At 73.7% G+C, this 14,199-nt stretch carries 12 protein-coding genes; 6 read left to right on the top strand and 6 right to left on the bottom strand.

What is annotated here, in order from left to right:
• The first annotated feature begins 407 nt into the window (after positions 1 to 407).
• Positions 408 to 1,622, top strand: coding sequence for an HNH endonuclease signature motif containing protein (locus C5508_RS06695; protein ID WP_157944015.1), 1,215 nt, complete (start codon positions 408 to 410; stop codon positions 1,620 to 1,622).
• 433 nt (positions 1,623 to 2,055) lie between these two features.
• Here the strand turns inward: C5508_RS06695 and C5508_RS06685 are convergent, their stop codons facing one another.
• Entirely contained in the window at positions 2,056 to 2,391 is a 336-nt protein-coding gene (locus C5508_RS06685; RefSeq protein WP_104524168.1) for a YnfA family protein, read from the bottom strand.
• A complete protein-coding gene (locus C5508_RS06680; protein WP_104524167.1) occupies positions 2,388 to 3,236 on the bottom strand; it encodes an alpha/beta fold hydrolase in 849 nt (282 codons plus the stop codon). Before C5508_RS06680 ends, C5508_RS06685 begins: the two co-directional genes overlap by 4 nt.
• A gap of 71 nt (positions 3,237 to 3,307) precedes the next feature.
• Between C5508_RS06680 and C5508_RS06675 the strand changes: the two genes are divergently transcribed.
• Positions 3,308 to 5,026 (top strand): DEAD/DEAH box helicase, encoded by a 1,719-nt coding sequence (locus C5508_RS06675; protein ID WP_104524166.1) that lies wholly within the window; start codon positions 3,308 to 3,310, stop codon positions 5,024 to 5,026.
• 18 nt (positions 5,027 to 5,044) lie between these two features.
• On the opposite strand, the gene C5508_RS06670 is transcribed toward C5508_RS06675, so the two are convergent.
• A complete protein-coding gene (locus C5508_RS06670) occupies positions 5,045 to 6,775 on the bottom strand; it encodes a glycerol-3-phosphate dehydrogenase/oxidase (RefSeq protein ID WP_104524165.1) in 1,731 nt (576 codons plus the stop codon).
• 197 nt (positions 6,776 to 6,972) lie between these two features.
• Here C5508_RS06670 and C5508_RS06665 point away from each other — a divergent pair, with 197 nt between their 5' ends.
• Both C5508_RS06665 and glpK read left to right on the top strand, forming a co-directional pair.
• Positions 6,973 to 7,713 carry an MIP/aquaporin family protein gene (locus tag C5508_RS06665; RefSeq protein ID WP_232796965.1) on the top strand — a complete coding sequence of 247 codons (741 nt, stop codon included), beginning with the start codon at positions 6,973 to 6,975 and terminating at the stop codon, positions 7,711 to 7,713.
• A gap of 25 nt (positions 7,714 to 7,738) precedes the next feature.
• Positions 7,739 to 9,259, top strand: coding sequence for a glycerol kinase GlpK (glpK, locus tag C5508_RS06660; protein WP_104524164.1), 1,521 nt, complete (start codon positions 7,739 to 7,741; stop codon positions 9,257 to 9,259).
• A 13-nt stretch (positions 9,260 to 9,272) separates the two neighbouring features.
• Here the strand turns inward: glpK and C5508_RS06655 are convergent, their stop codons facing one another.
• On the bottom strand, positions 9,273 to 9,767 hold the full coding sequence (locus C5508_RS06655) for a hypothetical protein (protein WP_157944014.1): 495 nt from the start codon (positions 9,765 to 9,767) through the stop codon (positions 9,273 to 9,275).
• A gap of 187 nt (positions 9,768 to 9,954) precedes the next feature.
• On the opposite strand from C5508_RS06655, the gene C5508_RS06650 reads away from it, so the two are divergent.
• Both C5508_RS06650 and C5508_RS06645 read left to right on the top strand, forming a co-directional pair.
• Positions 9,955 to 11,307 (top strand): DNA polymerase IV, encoded by a 1,353-nt coding sequence (locus tag C5508_RS06650; RefSeq protein WP_104524162.1) that lies wholly within the window; start codon positions 9,955 to 9,957, stop codon positions 11,305 to 11,307.
• 84 nt (positions 11,308 to 11,391) lie between these two features.
• Positions 11,392 to 11,985 carry a class I SAM-dependent methyltransferase gene (locus C5508_RS06645; RefSeq protein ID WP_104524161.1) on the top strand — a complete coding sequence of 198 codons (594 nt, stop codon included), beginning with the start codon at positions 11,392 to 11,394 and terminating at the stop codon, positions 11,983 to 11,985.
• Between the two features lie 4 nt (positions 11,986 to 11,989).
• On the opposite strand, the gene C5508_RS06640 is transcribed toward C5508_RS06645, so the two are convergent.
• Both C5508_RS06640 and C5508_RS06635 read right to left on the bottom strand, forming a co-directional pair.
• Positions 11,990 to 12,880 carry a hypothetical protein gene (locus C5508_RS06640; RefSeq protein ID WP_104524160.1) on the bottom strand — a complete coding sequence of 297 codons (891 nt, stop codon included), beginning with the start codon at positions 12,878 to 12,880 and terminating at the stop codon, positions 11,990 to 11,992.
• Positions 12,877 to 14,121 (bottom strand): PucR family transcriptional regulator, encoded by a 1,245-nt coding sequence (locus C5508_RS06635; protein ID WP_104524159.1) that lies wholly within the window; start codon positions 14,119 to 14,121, stop codon positions 12,877 to 12,879. The genes C5508_RS06640 and C5508_RS06635 overlap by 4 nt, the downstream gene beginning before the upstream one ends.
• Positions 14,122 to 14,199: the final 78 nt, after the last annotated feature.

The raw sequence follows: 14,199 nt of genomic DNA, 5'->3' as shown, positions 1-14,199 counted from the left end.
GCTAGGCCGGAGCCGCCCCGCCGGCCCTCTCGAGAGCCGCGGCCACGGCTTCGAACTCGGCGAGGCCGCGGTCAGGTCGTCGACGACCTCGCGAGCGATGACCTCGGGCGCCGGCAAGTCATCGAGATCCTCCAGCGAGGATCCTTCAGCCAGGTGATGCCGAGGTTGGCTTTGTCCCGAGCGACGATCTCCTCGTAGGAGAAGCAGCGGAAGCGCTCGCTCTCGACCCGTTCCGTCCGCGGACGGCCGGGCCGGAAGGACTCGACGAACTCGTCGAGGTGGCTGCGCCGCAGTGGGTTCTGCTCGAGCGTGACGTCGGTTGATCACCCCGCTGACCTGCGATTTCTGTCGTACCCCCTGCCTACTGTGGGGGCATCGGCGAAGTCCGGTCAGAGGGGGTGCGGTTCGTGTCCGAGTTGCGTTCAGCCCTCGACGAGCTGACCGGCATCGCGTTCGGCGACCTGTCGGAGGATGCGCTGCTCGACCTCGTCGGCGACCTGTCGGTCACCGCCAACCGGGTCGCGGCGGCCCTGACCTCCGCCGTCCGTGCCGCTGACCGTCGCGAGGCCTACCGGCGTGACGGCGCCGTATCGATGAAGGCTTGGCTCCGCGGGAGCTGCCGCATGGCTCCCGAGCAGGCGACGGCGACGGTGTCGACCGGCCGTCGCCTCGAGCAGCTCCCGGAGACCGCGGCGGCCTTCGCCAGCGGCGAGATCAGCGCAGCCCACGCACGCGTGATCACGAGGGCCATGACGCCAGGGCGGCTGGCCAAGGCGGCCGACGCCGGGATCGACCTCGGCCTGACCGACGGCATCCTGGCTGACCTGGCTCGGGCGACGGCCCCGAACGAGACGGCCCGCGGTGTCGCGCAGTGGGTGGCCGGCGTGGACCCCGACGGCACGCTGGACGACGCCGCCGACACCCGACGCCGGTTCACCATGGCATCGGGGCTGGACGGCCGGGTGCACGTGCGCGGCGAATTCGACGCGGTGGGCGGCGAGTACCTGCACACCGCGCTGGTCGCACTCATGAACGGCGACCGCCCGGCCGGGGACGCCCGCTCCCACGCCGAGCGCCAGGGCGATGCGCTGGTCGCGCTGGCCCGCGGTGCGCTGGACGCCGGTGGACTGCCGACAGTTCGTGGTGAGCGCCCGCACGTCCGGGTCACCATCGATCTGATGGCCCTCTGCGCCGAGCGTGGTGCGCCGGGCTTCTCGGGTGGCTCGCTGGGATGGGCCGGGCCGATCAACCCGGAGACGGCGCGCCGGCTGGCCTGCGACGCCGGGGTCGCCCGGATCCTCACCGGCCCCAGCGGGTTGCCGCTCGACGTGGGTCGGGAGCAGCGCACGTCCACGGCAGGAATCCGTCGGGCCACCGAGATCCGAGACGATCACTGCGTCTTCGCCGGATGCGATGCCCCGCCCGAGTGGTGCGATTTCCACCATGTCGTGCACTGGGCGCACGGCGGCCCGACGAGCTGCGACAACGGCGCGCTTCTCTGCGAGCGCCACCACACGGGCTGTCACGAAGGTGGCTTCACGATCCGCCGGAATCCCGGCACCGGCCGCTGGCGCACCTACCGCCCGGACGGAACGGAAGTCCTCAGCCGCGCCGGCCCCTGAGCCGGCGCGGCTCCGCCGCCGCGTCGTCAAAGGCACTCGAAGAAGTCCTCGTCCAGCTGGTGCAGCGTCACGCGCCGATTGCCATTCGACGCCGGACAGCGTCGTCCCCTCGGGCTTCGCCTCGATGACCCCGACGGCGCGCTTGTCGACGTACAGCAGGTAGTCCGCACGCCCGTGGCCCGGCGCCATCACCGCTTCGCGGACCGCGACGCCGGAAAAGCTCAGGTTGGCCCTGGCCCGGTCCTGGACCTCCCAGCCAGCGGCGCGCAGCTGTCGATCGGTCAGCACGCGCGCCCGCTGCTCGGCCGCCAGCTCGGGCGTTCCCCCCGTATTCGTCATGGTTCCGCGAACGACAGGAGCTGATGCGTTTCGCAACCAGTGCGGCACCCCGGACGGGCGGGTCCGGTGTGTCCGTTCCCAGGCGGGATGGAGCTCAGGCCCCCCGCGGGGCGTACATGATCAGCGCGACGCCGACCAGGCACACGAGCGCACCCGTGACGTCCCACCGGTCGGGGCGGAAGCCGTCGACGACCATGCCCCACGCCAGGGAGCCCGCGACGAAGACCCCGCCGTACGCGGCCAGGATCCGGCCGAAGTTGGCGTCCGGCTGCAGCGTCGCGACGAACCCGTAGAGCCCGAGCGCAATCACGCCGCCGCCGATCCAGGCCCAGCCGCGGTGCTCGCGCACGCCCTGCCAGACCAGCCAGGCGCCGCCGATCTCGGCCAGCGCCGCCAGCGCGAAGAGCGCCAGCGACCGGAGGACCGTCACTGCTCGACCTGGACCAGGAAGCGACGCAGCGTCTCCAGGAAGATCTCCGGCTGCTCCGAGTGCACCCAGTGCCCGGCGTTCTTCACCCGCACCAGCCGGGTCATCGGGAAGAGCTCGTCCATCCGCTCGCGGTCCCCGGGCAGCACGTAGTGGCTGTTCGCGCCGGCGATCCAGAGCACCGGACCGTCGTACGTGGCGCCGGGCGGCGGATCGGGGAACCGGCGCAGCTCCCCGAGGTCGCGGGCCAGCAGCTCCAGGTTCAGCCGCCAGCCCCAGGTCTGCTCCCCGCCGACGTCCTCGCGGACCAGGCTCTGCAGCAGGAAACTGCGCACCATCCGGCTCGGGACGGCGGCCCGCAGCGCCGCGTCGGCCTCGTCCCGGGTCTTCAGCGAGTCCAGGTCCACCGCCCGCATGGCGGCGATGAACTCCTCGAAGGGGGAGGCCTCCTCGTCGGCGTCGTCGGTCCGCCCGCCCTGCAACGGGTACTCCACCGGGGCGATGTCGACCACGACCAGTCCGCGGAGCAGCTCCGGCCGGCGCAGGGCCAGCTGCATGGCGACCTTGCCACCCATCGAGTGCCCGACGAGGGTGACCGGCTCGTCGAACGACGCGAGCTCCGCGGCCACGAGTTCGGCCATGTCGAGGTAGTCGACGCGCTCGGTCCAGGGGGAGTGGCCGTGGTTGGGCAGGTCGAGCAGCGTCACCCTGTGCCCCTCGGACAGACCCTTGGCGATCGTCGTCCAGTTCTTGCCCTGGCCGAACAGCCCGTGCACGAAGACGACGCGCGGCCCCGCCTCGCCCAGGGTGCGCGCCGCGAGGCGTTCGTCGTTGCCACCGTCGGTCACCCGGCGATTCCATCAGACGGGTTGTCGGTCCCGCGGCCTACCGTGCCGGGGACGAGGGGGAGAACCGACGCATGCCAGGACGACGGCGCAGCACGAGCAGCCGCAGCACGACCGCCACCCGCACCCGCAAGGCCGCACCCCGCAGGGCATCGGCGAAGAAGCCGGCGCCAGAACTCCCCGAGGCCGGGCCCGGGGAGCGGGTATGGGTGCTGGCCGTGCCGTTCCGGGCTCCGGCGCCGGGTGCGGTCTGGCACCCGGGCCTGCAGGCGACCGTCTGGGTCGGCCGGTCCCTGCCGCCCGAGCTGGCCCCGTACGACCCGCCCGCCTACAGCCTGGAGCGGTTCCTCGAGGACGAGCTGAACGAGACGCCGCGCCCGCTGCCGGTTCCCCCCGCGCTGGTGCCGCGCGAGCCGCAGGAGACCGGCGCGGCGGTCGTGGCCGCGCACGCGGCTGCCGGGGGCCGGGTGTTCCTGCTCGGTGATGACCCCGGAGTGGGCAAGACCGGCACCGCCATCCTGGCGGTCCACGAGATCGCCGCCCAGCGGCCGGTGCGCACGGTGCTGGTCATCGCCGACCGGCCCGCGGCGATCACCATCCCGCACTGGTCTCGCTCGATCGCGGGCTTCGGCGACGGCGGGCTGCGCTGGTGCGTGACGACCTGGGACCGGCTCGGCAAGGTCGCCAAGCTCCGCTTCGACGTCGTCGTGGCCGACGAGGCGCACATGGTGCGGCACACGACCACGCAGCGGTGGAAGCACTGGAAGGCCGTCTCCGGGGCCGCCCGGGTCAAGGACACCCCGTACGTGCTGGCGGCGACCGCGACCCCCGCGCACACCCCGCTGGAGCTGCCGTACCTGGCACCGGAGTTCGCCGCCCGCCAGGGCGAGTCGATCAAGGAGTGGGCCGACCTCCCCAAGGCGCTGGAGCGGCATCGGTTCCACGTGGAACGTGGCCGCTACGGATGGCAGTGGAGCGAGGATCCCGACGAGCGACGGTCGGACCTGGCACGGCTGCAGTCCTGGTTGGCCGACGCCGATCCGCCGGCGACGCTGCACCGCCCCGCGCCGTGGGGGCCGGTGTCGGTGACCGGGACGCCGGTCCTGCTCACTCCCGCGGAGCGGGCGGCCTACGAGGCGGAGTGGTCGCAGTTCCGCGCCGAGATGCAGCTGGCGCGCCGGGCCCGGCAGAGCGCGAAGGGCCGCGCGGCGCTGCTGCGGTTCCGCCAGAAGGCCGGGCTGATCCGGGTGCAGGCCACCGTCGACTGGATCAAGGCGCAGGTCGAGGCGGAGCGCCAGGTGGCCGTCTCGGTCGAGTTCGTCGAGACGGCGGCGGACCCGATCCGCGAGGCGCTGCTGGACGCGAAGATCCCGGTCGCCGCCATCTTCGGCCGCGACCGGTTCGACGTCGAGGCCGAGCGGCTGCGCTTCCAGCGGGGCGAGGCGATGGTGTGCGTGTTCACGGTGACGGCGTCGATCAGCCTGCACGCGGGCGAGCTGCTGCCCGACGGGTCGACCGCCTCGGAGATGCCGCGGGTCGGGTTGTTCCACCAACCGCGGTTCTCCGGCATCCAGGCGCGGCAGGTCACCGGGCGCACGCACCGCGACGGGAAGAGCTCGCCCTGGCGGATCGCCTATGCGGCGGACACGGTGGAGGAGCAGGTGGCGAAGGTGATGGTGGAGCGGCTGGCCGTGAGCGGCTCCACCGCCGGCGCGGACACCGCCTCGCTCCGGGAGATCGCCGAGCTGCTCGACGCCGACTGGCTCCCCGCAGCGGCGCTCACGGAGGGCTGACCGGGGCGGGCGCCGGCGTCAGCGCAGCGCCCGTCCCACGGCGACCGCCCGGGTGTCGGGCGCGGCGACCCGCACCGCGTCGGCCTCCCGGTCGTCGGATGCCGCCTGCGAGGCCCGCTCGGCCTCCACGCGTGCGATGTAGCTGGCCACTTCGTTGGCGACGCGCTCGGCGTCCCAGCCCAGCACCCCGGCCACCGCCCGCGCCACTGCGTCGGCGGACTCCACCCCGCGGTGCGGGGTCTCGATGGAGATGCGGGTGCGCCGGGCGAGCAGGTCGTCCAGGTGCAGCGCTCCCTCGTGCCCGGCGCCCCAGACCATCTCCACCATGAGGTACTGCTCGGCGCCGGGTACCGGTAGCAGCAGGTCGCGGTCCTCGTCGGCGAGGGCCAGCACCTCCGGCGCCAGCGAGCCGTACCGGTTGAGCAGGTGCTCGGCGCGGAAGCGGGGGATCGCCCACCGCTCGGCCAGGACGTCGAGCCGGTTCACCATCGCGGCGTAGCCCTCCGCGCCGACCAGCGGCACGTTCTCGGTGACGCTGGGCGGCACCCGCCGGGTGACGTCCTGCACGACGGCGTCCACGGCGTCGGCGGCCATCGGCCGGTACGTCGTGTACTTGCCACCCGCGACGGCGATGACGCCCGGCATGGGGCGGGCGACGGCGTGCTCGCGGGAGAGCTGACTGGTCGACTCGCTCTCGCCGGAGAGCAACGGTCGCAGCCCCGCGTAGACCCCGGTGATGTCGTCGTGCGAGAGCGGCACGGTGAGCACCTCGTTGACGCGTCCGAGGATGTAGTCGATGTCCGCGCGGCTGGCCGCCGGGTGGGCCTTGTCCAGGTTCCAGTCGGTGTCCGTCGTCCCGACGATCCAGTGGCTTCCCCACGGGATGACGAACAGCACCGACGTCTCGGTGCGCAGGATGAGGCCGACCTCGCCGTTGATCCGGTCACGGGGCACGACCACGTGCACGCCCTTGCTGGCGCGCACGTGGAAGCGGCCACGCCCGCCCACCAACGTCTGGACGTCGTCGGTCCACACCCCGGTGGCGTTGACGACGACCTCGCTGCGGACCTCCACCTCCTGGCCGGTCTCGACGTCGCGGACCCGGGCGCCGACGACCCGCCCGCCGGCGTGCACGAACGAGACCACCTCGGCCGAGTTCAGGACCGTGGCGCCGTAGCGGGCCGCGGTCAGGACCACCCCGAGGGTGTGCCGGGCGTCGTCGGCCTGGGCGTCGTAGTACCGCACCGCGCCGACGAGGGCCTCCGGTCGGAGCGCGGGGAACAGCTTGCGCGCCCCGGTGCGCGTGAGGTGCCGCTGCGGCGGCATCGGCGTGGACAGGGCGCCGACGCGGGCCAGCCCGTCGTAGAGGGCCAGGCCGGCCGTGACGTAGGGCCGCTCCCACACCCGGTGGGTCAGGGGATAGAGGAACGGCACCGGCTTGACCAGGTGCGGCGCCAGGCGGGTGACGTTCAGGTCTCGCTCGTGCAGGGCCTCGCGGACGAGGCCGAAGTCGAACTGCTCCAGGTACCGCAGGCCGCCGTGGAAGAGCTTGGACGAGCGGGACGACGTGCCGCTGGCGAAGTCCCGGGCCTCGACCAGCGCGGTGCGCAGGCCACGGGTCGCGGCGTCCAGGGCCACCCCGGCGCCGGTGACCCCGCCCCCGACGACGAGGACCTCGTACCGGCCCTCGGCCAACTCCGCCCACGCCTGGGCTCGCTGCTGCGGACCGAGCACGGGAACTGAGGACATCGAACACCTCCGGCGATCGCCGCCCACGGTAGGCGGCGACGGGCTCCCGCGACAGGCCGTGGCGTCGGCTGCGGGCACCGCCACCGATCCCGTTGCAGCGGGTCACAGGTCGTGCTTACGGTCACACGGGCCTGGCCGACCTCGATCCCCCGAGGGCCCGCCCGGGAGCCGCACCACCGACGGGGAGGAGGCGCCGCGTGGAGTCCGTCGGCCTGTGGACCGTCTTCGGCAGCGAGGTCGTCGGCACCTTCTTCCTCATCCTGCTGGGCGTGGGCGTGGTCGCCAACGTGACCCTGTCCAAGACCTATGGCAACGGTGGCGGCATCATCACGATCGCCTTCGGCTGGGGTCTGGCCGTCTTCGCCGCCGTGTACGCCGCGGCCAGCTCGGGGGCGCACATCAACCCGGCGATCACCGCCGGCCTGTGGGCCAGCGGTGCGGACGAGTACGCCCCGGGCGTGCCCGTCACCTGGGCCTCGACCGCCGTCTACGTGCTCGCCCAGCTGCTCGGCGCCTTCGCCGGCGCCGTCGGCGCCTGGGCCGCGTATCGCCGGCACTACGACGACCCGGACAACGAGCCCGGCGCCGCGCTGGGCACCTTCTCCACCAACGCCGCGATCCGCAGCATCCCCGACAACGTGGTCACCGAGGTGCTGGGCACGTTCGTCCTGGTCTACGTCGTGCTGCGCTTCGGGGACACGCCCACCGAGGTGGGCCCGCTGGCGGTGGCGCTGCTGGTCGTGGGCATCGGTGTCTCGCTGGGTGGCCCGACGGGCTACGCCATCAACCCCGCGCGCGACCTGGGTCCGCGCCTCGCGCATGCCGTGCTCCCCATCCGCGGCAAGGGCAGCAGCAACTGGGACTACTCCTGGGTCCCCGTCGTCGGCCCGCTGGTGGGCGCCGTCCTCGCCGGCCTGTTCTCGCACGTCCCCATCTGACGTCCCGTTCCCGAGGAGAAGACCCATGGCAGACCAGTACGTCGCCGCGATCGACCAGGGCACGACCAGCACCCGCTGCATGCTCTTCGACCACGACGGCAACGTCGTCTCCGTCGGCCAGAAGGAGCACCAGCAGATCTTCCCGCGCGCCGGCTGGGTCGAGCACGACGCGATGGAGATCTGGCGCAACACCCGCGAGGTGGTCGCGCAGGCCATCGCCCGCAGCGATGCCGGCGTCTCCGACATCGTCGCCGTCGGGATCACCAACCAGCGCGAGACCACGGTGGTCTGGGACCGGCGGACCGGCGAACCGGTCCACAACGCGATCGTCTGGCAGGACACCCGCACCACGAAGATCATCGAGGAGCTCGGCGCCCTGGGCGGCGGCGCGGACCGCTACAAGGACAAGGTCGGCCTCCCGCTGGCGACCTACTTCGCCGGCCCCAAGGTCCGCTGGATCCTCGACAACGTCGAGGGCGCCCGGAAGCGCGCCGAGAATGGCGAGCTACTGATGGGGACCATCGACTCCTGGCTCATGTGGAACATGACCGGCGGTCGCGACGGCGGCCAGCACCTCACCGACGTCTCCAACGCCTCGCGCACGATGCTCATGGACTACCGGACGCTCGCCTGGGACGAGGCCATTGCCGACGAGATGGGCATCCCGGTCTCCATGCTGCCGGAGATCCGCTCGAACTCCGAGGAGTACGGGACCGGCCGCACGTCCGGGTTCCTCGCCGGCGTGCCGATCTCCGGCTCCCTCGGCGACCAGCAGGCGGCCACCTTCGGCCAGGTCTGCTTCGAGCGCGGCATGGCCAAGAACACCTACGGCACCGGCAACTTCATGCTGCTCAACACCGGCGAGGAGGCGGTGCCGTCGGAGAACGGCCTGCTCACCACCCTCTGCTACCAGCTGGGCGACGCCAAGCCGGTCTACGCGCTGGAGGGCTCGATCGCGGTCACCGGCTCGCTGGTCCAGTGGGTGCGGGACAACCTGAAGATGATCTCCAGCGCCCCCGAGATCGAGGACCTGGCCCGCGAGGTCGACGACAACGGCGGCGCCTACTTCGTCCCGGCGTTCTCCGGCCTCTTCGCCCCGCACTGGCGCTCCGACGCCCGTGGCGCCGTCGTCGGCCTCACCCGGTTCGTCAACCGCGGCCACCTGGCCCGCGCGGTGCTGGAGGCAACCGCCTTCCAGACCCGCGAGGTCCTCGACGCGATGAACGCCGACTCCGGGGTCGACCTCACCGAGCTGCGGGTCGACGGCGGCATGGTGGGGAACGAGCTGCTCATGCAGTTCCAGGCCGACCTGCTCGACGTCCCGGTCATCCGGCCGAGGATCGCCGAGACCACGGCGCTGGGCGCCGCCTACGCCGCGGGCCTGGCGGTCGGCTTCTGGAGCGGCCTGGACGAGCTGACCGCCAAGTGGGCGGAGGACAAGCGCTGGGAGCCGGCGATGGCCGACGAGGAGCGCGAGCGCACCTACCGGAACTGGCAGAAGGCGGTCACCAAGAGCCTGGACTGGGTGGACGACGACGTCAGCTGAGCCCGCCGGCTCCTCATCCCCTGCGCCCGAGCGCCCGCTCCAGCACCCCGACGAACTCGTCGGCCTCCGTTCCGAAGCCGCGCCGCAGCCGGTGCAGAACCCATGCCACGACGACGCCCAGCACGAGGGAGAAGCCGCCGGCGACCACACCCCCCGGCTCGCCGGACGACACCCCGGCGAGGATCAGGACCAGCCCGACCACCCCGACCAGGACCTCTCCGCCGATGACGAGGAGGCCGGCGCCGTCCTCGCGGACCGTGCCCGTGAGCTGCACGCCACCCCTGGGCGCCGGTTCCAGGCCGCCGCGCAGCGTCGGGTAGGACAGCGAGCTGCCGGAGAGCCGCCCGATCCGGACCCGGCCGTCGGGGCGCACCCGGATGCGCAGGTCGCCGGGCCTGCGTGGGCGGCGGGCGCGCTCGCGGTCCGCGACCGTCGTCAGCCGGGCCACCGCCTCGCCGACGTTCCGCCCGGGGACGCGGACGGTCACCGGTGACTGCTGACGGCGCACGAGTCCTCCTACGTCGGTCCGCCGGGCCGGCGGGGGGCACGGACCGGAGGCCGGTTCCGGAGCCTGCCGATCGCATGGGAACGTCGCGTCCCGGGACCGGAGCGGTGCCGGGCTGCAGCTCGCGGAGCACGGGGATCCTCCCCGGGATCGGTGGCGGCACGGACAATGGCGGGGTGAGGCGCTGGTCGTGAGGGGAATCCCGAGCATCCTGCACCTCGATCTCGATGCGTTCTTCGCGGCTGTGGAACAACGCGACAAACCGTCGCTCCGGGGGCGGCCGGTGGTCGTCGGCGGGGTCGGAGGACGCGGCGTCGTCGCCACGGCGTCCTACGAGGCGCGCGCGTACGGCGCCCGCTCGGCCATGTCGACGGCGGAGGCCCGGCGGCGGTGCCCGTCCGGAACGGCGTTCCTGGGCGGCCGGTTCGCCGCCTACCGGCGCACCTCCGACGTCGTCATGGGGCTGCTGCGCGAGGTGTCCCCGTTGGTGGAGCCGGTGTCGATCGACGAGGCCTACGTCGACCTCGCGGCGGCCGACGGCCTCGACCTGTCGCTGGACGGCGTCTCCGCACTGGCCCGGGACCTCAAGGAGCGGATCGCGGAGGCGACCGGCGGCGTCACCGGTTCGGTGGGCATCGGCAGCTCCAAACTCATGGCCAAGATCGGCTCGGACCTGCAGAAGCCCGACGGCCTGGTCGTGGTCGCGCCGGGCCGGGAGCTGGAGGTCCTGCACCCGCTGCCGGTCACCCGGCTGGGCGGCGTCGGCCCGGCCACCGCCGAACGGCTGCACCAGGTGGGGGTCAAGACGGTGGGCGACCTGGCCGCCCGCTCGCTGACCGACCTCGTCGCGCTCGTCGGCCGAGCGCACGGCGCCGGGCTGCACGCGCTCGCCCGCGCCGACGACGACCGCGCCGTCGTCCCCGACCGGGACGTCAAGTCCGTCTCGCACGAGGAGACCTTCGAGCGCGACCTCACCGACGTCGCCGTCCTGAACCGGGAGATCGACTCGATGGCCACCCGCGTGGGGGAGCGGCTCCGGAAGGGCGCCATCTCCGGCCGGACGGTGACGTTGAAGCTGCGCCGCTACGACTTCACGACCCTGACCCGCTCGCAGACGCTCCCGCAGCCGACCGACGACTCCCGCCTGATCGCTTCCACCGCCCGCCGGCTGCTCGCCGAGGCCGGCACCGGGGGTGGGCTCCGACTCCTCGGCGTCGGCGTATCGGGGCTGTCGGTCTACGCCCAGGGCGACCTCTTCGCCGAGGGGCACGTCGAGGTCGACGACGGGACCGGGCCGGAACCGGAGCCCGAGGCGGCGGTCCCCGAGGAGGCTCCGGCGCTGCCGGTGGAGAAGCGCTGGTGGCCGGGGCAGGACGTGCGGCACGAGGAGCTCGGACCCGGCTGGGTGTGGGGACGCGGCCTGGGCCGGGTGACGGTGCGGTTCGAGGGCCCCCGGACGCCGCCGGGCCCGGTGCGCACGCTGTCCGCTGACGACCCGGCGCTGCAGCCGGCCGACCCGCCCGACTGGAGGCCCGAGGGATGACCGGAACAGCGGAACGCTCCTGGTGGGGCTGAGGGACGACGGACCCACCCGCTAGGTCGTCCCCGTGTCGTCGAGAATGGCCGCATGACCGAACCCAGCGCGTGGACGCGGCTGACCCAGGAGGACCCCGACCACTCGCGGGCCTACGTCCAGCGGTTCCGGGATCTCGCCGCGCAGGGGGTGGACCTGGTGGGCGAGGCCCGGCTGGTCGACGCGATGCTGGCCCGCGGCTCCCGCGTCCTCGACGCCGGCTGCGGACCCGGCCGGGTCGGCGGCTGGCTGGCCTCCGTCGGGCACGAGGTCGTCGGGGTCGACGTCGATCCGGTACTGATCGCCGCAGCGGAGGAGGACCATCCGGGCCCGCGCTGGCTGGTCGGTGACCTGGCGGAGCTGGATCTGGACGGTGAGCCGTTCGACGCGATCGTCAGCGCAGGCAACGTGATGGCGTTCCTGGCGCCCTCGACCCGGCGCACCGTGCTGGCGCGCCTGCGGGCGCACGTCTCGGAGGAGGGGCGTGCCGCGATCGGGTTCGGCGCCGGGCGCGGCTACGACTTCGACGAGTTCCTCGACGACGCCCGGTCCGCCGGGTGGGCACCGGACCTGCTGCTGTCCACGTGGGACCTGCGGCCGTTCACCCCCGAGTCGGACTTCCTCGTCGCCGTGCTCCGCCCTGTCTGACGCCTCAGATCCGGGAGTTGGCGCGCAGCAGCGCGAGCGCCTCCACCGTGCTGTGTCCCCGCCACTCCAGCGTGGCCGCCGCCGAGTAACTGACGAAATCCACGCTCCACCCTCCGTCGTCCTGCTGCCCCGCCTCGAGCCGGTCGAGCTCGCGGTCGACCACCTCGGGCGGGAACAGGGTCCGGGCCGGTCCGCCCGGCAGAGGGCTGAAGTCCAGGGGCCGCATGTACTCGTCGGGCGCCCCACCGGCCACGTGCAGCAGTCCGTCGGCCGGCACGTGCGCTCGAAGGCGGTCCACGAGCGCCGGAACCACCCGCGGCCAGGCCGGCGCGGCGGCGTCCAGGAACCGGACCGCGAACGCCAGCTCCATCGCGTGGACGTCGGCCGGCAGCTCGGCGATCGCGTCCAGGCAGTGGGCCGTGGCCTGCCGCAGCCACCGGTGGTCCGCCACCGCGGGCACGGCCGCCGCCACGAGGTGCGCCGTCGCGGCCACCACGGCGGTGATCTGGAGGGAGGACCGCGTGGGGTCCGCATCCGCCCAGAACGGCGCGCAGGCCGCCGGGTCGGGCACCGGCAGCGCGAACGGCAGGCCGCCGTCGAGCAGCGTCACCGTCGCCAGCCAGTCGCAGACCGCCAGCGCCCGGTCCGCCCCGGCGGCACCGGTGCCGACGAGCGCCTCGAGCGCGTGCAGCGCGCCCGCGGGCTGGCTGGTGACCGAGCGCAGATCGGGCTCCAGGCCCCAGCCGTAGCCGCCGTCGGTGTTCCGGTAGCCGTCCAACGCGGCCAGCACCGGCGCCGGCTCACCCCCGCCGAACAGCAACTCGAAGCGGCGGCGGTCCAGCACGCGAGCGGAGCTCGCCAGGAACTCGGCGGCCGCAGCGACGTCGACGGTCATGCCGACACCCTGCCCGGGCCCGCTGACGCCGTTCCTGCGCCATCGGCCCCGGTGACCGGCGGGCGGTCAGGCACCCCGAGGGCGATGGTCAGTTCCAGGACCGCGGCCGCGTCCTCCAGCCGGTCCCCGTAGAGCTGCCGGAGCTGCGTCATCCGGTAGCGCACGGTCTGCGGGTGCACGAACAGCTCGGCCGCCACCTGGTCGCGCCGGCCGTGGTGCAGCAGCCAGGAGCGCAGGGTCTCGGTGAGCTTCTCCCGCGCGGTGTCGGCGAGCTCGTCGAGCGGGGCCAGGACGCGGGCCCGCAGATCGGCCAGCGCCTCGGCGTCGGCCCGCACCACCAGCTCGGCCAGGCAGGCGTCGGTGTCCAGCGGCGCCCGGTCGGCGGGCCGCATCCCGAGCCTGAGCGCGCGCAGCACCCGCGCGTAGGAGGTCTCGGCCTCCGACCACGGGCGGGCGGGCCCCACCACGGCCTCGCGGCCCTCCAGCGAGCGCAGCAGCGCCGGCCGCGCCGCCCCGTCGGCGTCCGGGACCAGCAGGACGGTCAGCTCGTCGGCGGCGCCGACCTCCGGCATCTCCTCGGTGGACCGCAGCGTGCGCGGGTCCAGGGAGACGAGCGCGCCCTGCGTCCGCGCCGCCGGGAGGACGACGACGGTCAGGGTGCGCGGCGGCGTCCAGTCCGCGCGCTGGGCGGCCTCGACGAGCTCGGCGTGCGGGCCGCCCAGTAGGAGCCCGCGGGCCAGCCGTTCGAGCTGACGCTCCCTCGCCCGGCCGCTGGAGGCGAGCTCGTCGGCGTGGCCGGCGACGCTGGCCGCCGACAGCCGGTCGATGTAGGCGAAGACCAGTTCGGCGAACCGGGCCGTGGACTCCGGGCCGAGACCCGCTGCCACCGCTGTCGCGCTCATGTCGCGCCAGGCGACGCGCGCCCCCACCCGGTAGGCCGCGAGCAGCGCGTCCATCGAGCGCCCGCTGCGCGCCTCTCCGCGCCCCAGCGCGTACGCCGCCTCGACGACCGGTCCACCGGGGGTGCCCGCGTCGGCAGTGCCCCCCGCGGCGGCGAGCTGCAGGAAGCCGCGCAGCGTCAGCTCGACGGCGTTGGAGATCTTGCGGCCCATCGGGCCCTGGAAGGCGTCGGCATAGCCGGGCACCGCGACGATGATCGCCTCGACTGCCCGCTCCGCGACCCGCGGCAGCTCCTCGCGCATGGCATCGGCCACCGCGTCGGGAAACCCCTGTGCCCGCATTCCCCCGCTCCTTTGTTCGCCGGGAACAGAACCTACCCCTCGATTCACGTCGAAGGCACAGGTATTTGGCTGCGGGAC

Source organism: Blastococcus atacamensis, from assembly GCF_002938425.1.
In the GTDB taxonomy this organism is placed as follows: Bacteria; Actinomycetota; Actinomycetes; order Mycobacteriales; family Geodermatophilaceae; genus Blastococcus; species Blastococcus atacamensis.
Note: the sequence above shows the minus strand (reverse complement) of the source record. Positions and strands in the feature narration are given on the sequence as shown.